The sequence below is a fragment of the Desulfoluna sp. HI9BLuna genome, assembly GCF_056829775.1.
In genome coordinates, this window is sequence record NZ_CP186555.1 from 5,228,156 (window position 1) to 5,235,000 (window position 6,845).

At 44.1% G+C, this 6,845-nt stretch carries 7 protein-coding genes (1 of these 7 cut by a window edge); all 7 read left to right on the top strand.

From position 1 onward, the window contains the following. The first annotated feature begins 1 nt into the window (after position 1). A complete protein-coding gene (locus tag ACOYW0_RS21345) occupies positions 2–1,024 on the top strand; it encodes an NAD-dependent epimerase/dehydratase family protein (RefSeq protein ID WP_482415786.1) in 1,023 nt (340 codons plus the stop codon). Positions 1,025–1,061: 37 nt separating this feature from the next. After that, positions 1,062–2,060 (top strand): MraY family glycosyltransferase, encoded by a 999-nt coding sequence (locus ACOYW0_RS21350; RefSeq protein ID WP_482415787.1) that lies wholly within the window; start codon positions 1,062–1,064, stop codon positions 2,058–2,060. Between the two features lie 71 nt (positions 2,061–2,131). Beyond that, positions 2,132–4,030: a polysaccharide biosynthesis protein gene (locus ACOYW0_RS21355; protein WP_482415788.1), complete on the top strand. Its 1,899-nt coding sequence runs from the start codon at positions 2,132–2,134 to the stop codon at positions 4,028–4,030. Positions 4,031–4,174: 144 nt separating this feature from the next. Further along, complete coding sequence (locus ACOYW0_RS21360; protein ID WP_482415789.1) at positions 4,175–4,474, top strand: ComEA family DNA-binding protein; 300 nt, start codon at positions 4,175–4,177, stop codon at positions 4,472–4,474. A gap of 81 nt (positions 4,475–4,555) precedes the next feature. Next, on the top strand, positions 4,556–5,605 hold the full coding sequence (gene rfbB, locus ACOYW0_RS21365) for a dTDP-glucose 4,6-dehydratase (protein ID WP_482415790.1): 1,050 nt from the start codon (positions 4,556–4,558) through the stop codon (positions 5,603–5,605). Positions 5,606–5,638: 33 nt separating this feature from the next. After that, positions 5,639–6,520 (top strand): glucose-1-phosphate thymidylyltransferase RfbA, encoded by an 882-nt coding sequence (gene rfbA, locus ACOYW0_RS21370; protein WP_482415791.1) that lies wholly within the window; start codon positions 5,639–5,641, stop codon positions 6,518–6,520. After that, positions 6,517–6,845 carry the 5' portion of a dTDP-4-dehydrorhamnose 3,5-epimerase gene (gene rfbC, locus ACOYW0_RS21375; RefSeq protein ID WP_482415792.1) on the top strand. 244 nt of this gene lie beyond the right edge of the window, so only the first 329 of its 573 coding nucleotides appear in the window; the start codon lies at positions 6,517–6,519; the stop codon falls past the right edge of the window. The genes rfbA and rfbC overlap by 4 nt, the downstream gene beginning before the upstream one ends.

Genomic DNA, 6,845 nt, shown 5'->3' on the forward strand with positions numbered 1-6,845 from the left:
TATGTCTATATCTCGTAAAGAGAAAGTCTTGATCACAGGCGGCAATGGTTTTTTGGGGCAGTCGATTACCAAAGCATTGGAGGACGTTTTTCATCTAATAGTTTTAGATAGAGAGACTTCGATAAGTCGTGTGAATGCAGTCTCTTATCTGAAATGCGATATAGTAGATGAAATTAATATTAGAAAAATCCTCGAGAAACATTGCCCTGATGTAGTTATTCACTGCGCAGGTATCGCCCATCAAAAAGTTGGCTCTTTGAGTCGGGATACTTATTTTGAGGTTAACAGTCAAGCCACTGAAACCCTGGCTTGTTGTGCATCGGCCCAAAACCCTGATGTCCGATTTATTTTTTTATCCTCGGTGAGTGTATATGGCGAACATCAGTATCCTAATCAGAATGATTCAGATACTCTCTTGAAAGATGTCGCTATGGTGGATGATGATTTCACAGAAGAGAGTCGCTGTTGTCCGTCAGGGCATTATGCCGAGAGCAAGCTTGACGCCGAAAGTCGGCTTATAAAACTATGCCAAAAAAAGATTCTAAAACATTTGGATATCCTGCGTTTGGCACCTGTGTATGATAATAACTGGAGTCTAAATCTTGATCGGCGGGTGTTGGCTCCGAAAAATATGGCTTACCTGCGGTTTGGGAATGGGCAGCAGCGCATGTCTGCTTTGGCTCGCCCCAATTTGGTCGGTTTTATCAGGCACCTGTTAGATCACAATCCTTCTGATGGTGTACGGACTTTTAATGTCTGTGATGAGAAGCCATACTCATTCTCATCGATTATCGAAACCTTCAAAAAAATGGGTGTTCACCCTGTCTGCTTTACGGTTTCTGTTCCGTTAGCTGTCGTGTGGTTGGTGACACGTATTGCCGGGATGGTTTTTAGTAAAAACAGAAATTGGTGGTATTCCTGCCATGATAAACTTGCGGGGGATTTGGTGTATTGTAATCAGCGTATGTTGGATACGGGCTTTCGGCCTCAGCATTCATTGAAAACGATATTTTTCAAAGAATAAATTGTTGGTTTGGAATTGTAAATAAGGTATTTATTAGATGACTTTTGGATATATATTGATCTGCGCTGTAAATGTGACTTTCGGTTTTATAGGTGCTTTGTTTGTTGTGCGCTTTGGATATATGGTGGGGTTGATTGATCGCCCTAACGGGCGAAGTTCACACTTAGCTCCCACGCCGAAGGGTGGTGCAATAGGGATTTTAATTGGTTTTTTAGCCTCTGCGGTGTACCTTGAGCTGCCCTATGGGTTTTGGCTTCCAGCCGCGTTTCTTGCCTTGGTAAGCCTTTTCGGCGATCGCTACGACATAGGCCCTAAAGTGAGGCTTGTCATTCAATTCAGTTGCGCTTTTATTTTTCTCGTGACTTTGTTTAATTCAAAAAACATCCACTATTTATCATATAGTCTTGTTATCCCTTTAGTCGTTTATATAGCCGGTACGTCTAATTTTTATAATTTCATGGATGGTATCAATGGGATAGCCGGTATTACAGGTGTTGTCGGGTTTCTACTTCTGGCTGCGTTTGGCATTCTCACAGATGCAGATCCTGAATATGTGACCGTCTCAGTTGCTACTGCATTTTCATGTATAGGTTTTTTACCCAATAATATTCCGAAAGCAAAAGTGTTTATGGGGGATGTCGGAAGTATTCTTCTCGGGTTTGTTTTTGCCTGCTTGGTTGTCATTATGTCCCGGAGTCTTCTGGATTTTATTTGTATGTCTGGATTTCTTTTTCCCTTTTATGCTGATGAGCTAACTACTATGGTGATTCGATTTAGAGATAGAGAACCCATGAGTAGACCTCATAGGCGCCATTTGTACCAGCTTCTTGCTAATGAATGCAGTATAGATCACTGGAAAATCTCGATGGCTTACGGCGCGTTCCAGCTTTTTGTTGGAACTGTTTTGGTGGTTAATAGAACGGAGGCCAATGTATGTATGCTTTTTTTTGTATTATGTTTTGTTTTTTTTACTGTTGTTTCATTTTATTTTCGTATTGTGAAATGTCCGACTGATTCTGATGCAAAAGTTGTATAGCTACAATGTAGCCAACTATTATATTTTTTTGTTTGTGATGATTATTAACTAATAAATTTTATAAGCAAATTATGAATCGATATATTAAATCACTGCCTAACCTTTCTATTGTACTATGTGCTGATTTTTGTATAGTTGTTGTTGCGTATTACCTTTCTTACTTCATTCGTTTTGACTTTGATATCCCAGTGGAAATGTTAAATCGTTTTAAGGAAAGTATATTTTGGGTTGTATCTATCAAAATTTCAGCCTTTGCGACCTTTAAACTCTATAGGGGAATGTGGCGGTTTACAAGCATAACAGATCTTTTTAATGTGCTTAAGGCGTCCACTGTTGGATCTTGCCTTATTGTGATGTTTTTTCTTTACTTAAATCGCTTTAATGGTTTGTCGCGTTCTGTTTTCGTTATTGATTGGTTTCTAACTATTTTACTTGTGTCTGGGTTTCGTATTATTGTCAGAGTTTATTTTGAAGGGCGATTCAAAATTTGGGCAAGCCTTCTTTTTCCTGTTTTTTTTAAATTTACCGCAGGATCGATCTGGAATCAGCGCAAAAGGCTTTTAATTATCGGGGCCGGCAACAGTGGGGAGAAAATATTACGCGAGATTAGGGATAACTCCGGCCTTGATTATCACGTGATTGGTTTTGTTGATGATCACCCTTCAAAGCATAGGAAATATATTCATGGTAAACAAGTTATTGGAGGTCTGGACGATTTAACGGATATCGCAGTCAAGTCCAATGCCGAAGAGCTTTTGATTGCCATCGCATCTGCTACTTCTAAACAGATGAGACGCATTGTCGCTGCTTGTAAGGAAGCAGGGTTGCCTTACAAGACAATCCCCGGTATGGGTGAAATCATCTCCGGCGAAGTATCTGTGAGCTCCATTCGGGAGGTATCATACAACGACCTTCTCGGGCGGGACAACATAAAGCTGGATTCCGGCATTATCAATACTATGCTTACCAAATCCACTGTGCTTGTTACCGGAGCTGGCGGTTCTATCGGCTCTGAGTTATGCCGTCAGATCTGTCGGTTCAATCCTGAACAGTTGGTTTTATTTGAACGTGCGGAGAGTCCTCTTTATTCAATTGACATGGAATTGAAACATCATTTTCCGAACCTTGAAGTGATACCGGTTCTAGCAGATATCCAATACCCAAGTCAGCTTGAAAAAGTGTTTGAAAGATATAAGCCTCAGAGTGTTTTTCATGCCGCGGCATACAAGCATGTTCCGATGATGGAGGCCCATGTATGGAAGGCTGTAAAGAATAATATTATCGGGACCCAGAACGTGGTGGAGGTTTCCAGGAGGTACGGCGTCAAACGGTTTGTGCTGGTTTCTACGGACAAGGCGGTGCGCCCCACCAATGTCATGGGCACCACCAAGCGCATTGCCGAGATGATAGTGTTGAACCAGATGAATGATGGTGACTGCCAGACCAAATTTATGGCAGTGCGATTTGGCAACGTTGTTGGAAGTGCCGGAAGTGTTTTGCCTCTTTTCAAAAAGCAGATCGAAGAGGGGGGGCCTATCACCGTTACTCATAAAGATATCACACGGTATTTTATGACCATACCTGAAGCAGCTCAATTGATCTTGCAGGCAGGTGCCATGGGCGAAGGTGGTGAGATTTTTATCCTTGATATGGGCGAGCCAGTCAAAATTGACGCCTTGGCTCGGGATTTTATACGCCTTTCTGGGTTTGAGCCGGATGTGGACATCGATATCAAGTACATTGGGCTTCGACCCGGTGAAAAGCTGTATGAAGAACTTATTACCGATGGAGAAGGGATCGTTCCTACAGAGCACAGGAAAATTATGGTTCTTCGTGGGCAGGAAAAAGATTTGGTCAAACTGAACGGGAATATTGAGGCTTTAAAAGAATTGGCTGAAGACCAATGCGGTGAAGAGATTCGAAAGAGACTCATGAAGATTGTGCCGGAGTATCATCCGGCAGAGCATTGAGGTGTTTTCGGAAAAAAAGTCTTTGAAAATTCGGTGGTCAATGATAAAAGAGTGAAAATGCAGTAGGTTGTTTCGGTGTTTGTCGAACTTTCTGGTATGCAATTCGTTTGTCACAGATGATCTGCGGTTCCTAAGGAGATGAGTATGAAACGATTTACTATTGTTGCCTGCACTGTTATTGCCCTGATGTTTGCCTTTTCTGTTTACTCGTTTGCGTCGGTCGATAAAACCGTCAATATCAACACAGCATCTATCAAAGAGTTGTCGTCCCTTAAGCGAATCGGTGAGAAGGTTTCTCAGCGAATTGTTGATTATCGAGAGAGTGTGGGACCTTTCGAAAAGCCCGAAGACATCAAGAAGGTTAAGGGGATAAGCGATAAGATATTTGAGTTGAACAAAGAGCGTATTGTGATCAAGGATGGTGCTGTTGAGAAAAAATCCTGATACAAGCGCATTTAAATTTGATACAAGCCACATCGGCAACGGTGTGGCTTTTTTTATTCAATGATGCCCAAGGGAGAAAACATGAATCGACTACTCGTGACCGGTGGGGCCGGGTTTATCGGGTCCAATTTTATACGATACGTACTTGCTGAAGATTCGGAATGTCGAATCGTAAATCTGGATTCGTTAACCTATGCCGGTAATCCGCTGAGCTTGTCGGATTGTGAGCAGGATGAACGGTATACATTTGTTCATGGTGATATTTTAAACCGTGGGCTTCTGGAAGAATTGTTTGATGATTATGCGTTTACCGGAGTGATTCACTTTGCGGCTGAGTCCCACGTGGATCGCTCTATCCTCGGGCCGGAGGCCTTTATTGATACAAATATTAAAGGGACGTTCAATTTACTGGATGTCGCGTGTAATTTTTGGAAAAAAGATCCTTCGTTTTATCGGTTTCATCATATCTCAACGGATGAAGTGTATGGTAGTCTGGGAGAGAGTGGTGCGTTTACCGAAAGAACTCCCTACGACCCGTCCAGCCCGTATTCGGCCTCCAAGGCATCGTCTGATCACTTGGTCAAAGCGTATGGCAGAACCTACGGTTTCCCTTGCGTGGTTACCAATTGTTCTAATAACTACGGCCCCTATCAGTTTCCGGAAAAACTTATCCCCTTGATCATTCTGAATATCATGGAAAAGAAAGCCTTACCGGTTTACGGCAAAGGTGAGAATGTGAGAGACTGGCTCTACGTTGAGGATCACTGCAGCGCTATTTGGAGAGTGTTTTGCAGTGGAAAGGACGGCGAGACCTACAATATCGGCGGCGGGGCAGAACGACGAAATATCGAGATCGTTGAATTTCTGTGTGATCTGGTGGATCGGAAGTTGGGTTGTGAGTCTTCGAGTAGAGAGCTTATTGAATTTGTGCAAGACAGACCGGGCCATGATTTTCGATATGCAATTGATGCGTCGAAGCTGAAGAACGAGTTGGGGTGGGAGCCTGCATTCACTTTTGAAACAGCACTGGAGAAGACCGTCGATTGGTATCTGGCCAATATGGCGTGGGTGGATGATGTGAGGAGCGGGGCCTACAGGGAGTGGATCGATACAAATTATGCAAAAAGGTAATGTTGAGTTAACCACGGCTTCAAGGAGAAAACCATGAAAGGTATTATTCTGGCCGGTGGTTCGGGGACACGGCTTTATCCCATTACAAAGGTTGTGAGCAAGCAACTTCTTCCCGTCTACGACAAACCCATGATCTATTACCCCTTGTCTATTCTGATGCTGGGGGGAATTCGGGAAATTTTGATTATTTCCACACCTGAAGATCTTCCACGGTTTCGTGCGCTTTTAGGGGACGGAAGCCAGTGGGGACTTGATTTTTCTTATGTAGAACAGCCGCGACCCGAAGGGTTGGCCCAGGCGTTCACATTGGGACGCTCTTTCATCGGGGGTAGCCCTGTCGCACTTATTCTGGGCGATAATATCTATTATGGACAGGGGTTGACCGGCCAATTGAAGGCGGCTGTTGAGCGAACCAATGGGGCCACAGTGTTCGGGTACTGGGTTTCGGACCCCGAACGTTACGGTGTCGTGAGTTTTGACGGGCAAGGACGGGTGACGGACATTGAGGAAAAACCCGAAATACCGAAGTCGAACTGGGCAGTGACCGGGCTCTATTTTTATGACAACCGTGTTCTTGAGTTTGCCTCTGAATTGAAACCCTCAGCCCGTGGGGAGTTGGAAATAACGGATATCAATCGAAGGTATCTGAAAGAGAAGGCTCTTCATGTGGAAAAATTGTCTCGCGGGACTGCTTGGCTGGATACAGGGACCCACACCAGCCTTATGCAGGCCGGAAGCTTTATCGAGACCATCGAGGCCCGGCAAGGGCTTAAAGTCGCATGTCTTGAAGAAATTGCATACAAAAAACAGTACATCGACGCTGAGCAGGTCGAACGTCTTGCACAGCCTATGCTGAAAACGGGCTACGGTCAGTATCTGCTGTCGATGCTTTCATATGGGATTGAAGAGGTATGAAGATTCTTTCTACGTCCATTGAGGACATTAAACTCATCGAACCGACAAGGTATGGCGACCAGCGAGGCTATTTTTTTGAATCCTGGCATCAGGAACGCTACAACTCGTTCGGCATTACCTCTCGGTTTGTTCAGGACAATTGTTCCATGTCTAAAGCCGGAACGGTTCGTGGGTTGCATTACCAGCTAACCCATCCTCAAGCCAAACTGGTTCACGTACTCAAAGGCGCTGTCTACGATGTGGCGGTGGATATCCGTGTGGGCTCGCCCACCTTCGGTCAATGGGTGGGGGCTGAGCTGTCCGAGGAGAATGGCCGCCAACTCTA